Raw genomic sequence first — 540 nt, 5'->3', positions numbered from 1 at the left:
ACAACAGTAGAAGGAACGAAGACGTGGAAAGACGGAAACGCAATAAATCGACCGACAATGATCAAAGTAGACTTACTACAAAACGGAAACGTAATCAAAACACAAGACGTACTAGCAGTAATGGGTTGGAAATATATATTTGCAGATTTAGAAGCATACGATGCGAATGGAATAGCTTATCAGTATGAAGTGAAAGAACAACTAGTAGTAGGATATCAATCTAGCGTAAGCGGTTATGACATTACGAATACAAAAGTAGGCGAAACGAAAGTAGAAGGAACAAAGACTTGGAATGATAACAACGCAACAGATCGCCCAAGCTTAGTTAAAGTAGATTTACTACAAAACGGTAAAGTNNACAAAAGAAGTAACAGCGGCAACAAACTGGAAGTATACATTTGAAAAACTCCAAGCATACGATACAAACGGGGTAGCTTACATCTATACAGTGAAAGAACAATCGGTAGATGGATATAAATCCGAGATAAAAGGTTATGACATTACAAATACAAAGGTAGGTCAAACAACAGTAGAAGGAAC

The 540-nt window shown here is 37.0% G+C and carries 2 protein-coding genes; both read left to right on the top strand.

The window, feature by feature from the left end; all coding sequences use genetic code 11:
- Nucleotides 1–57 precede the first annotated feature (57 nt).
- Nucleotides 58–402: a Cna B-type domain-containing protein gene (locus tag COI75_RS17110; protein WP_439897251.1), complete on the top strand. Its 345-nt coding sequence runs from the start codon at nt 58–60 to the stop codon at nt 400–402.
- Nucleotides 335–540: Cna B-type domain-containing protein (locus COI75_RS27140; RefSeq protein ID WP_218006717.1), on the top strand; the 206-nt coding region annotated here is incomplete at its 3' end. The genes COI75_RS17110 and COI75_RS27140, both read left to right, overlap by 68 nt.

This window comes from Bacillus cereus (genome assembly GCF_002564555.1).
GTDB classification, from domain to species: Bacteria; Bacillota; Bacilli; order Bacillales; family Bacillaceae_G; genus Bacillus_A; species Bacillus_A cereus_K.
This window is presented reverse-complemented; position numbering and strand designations above follow the sequence as displayed.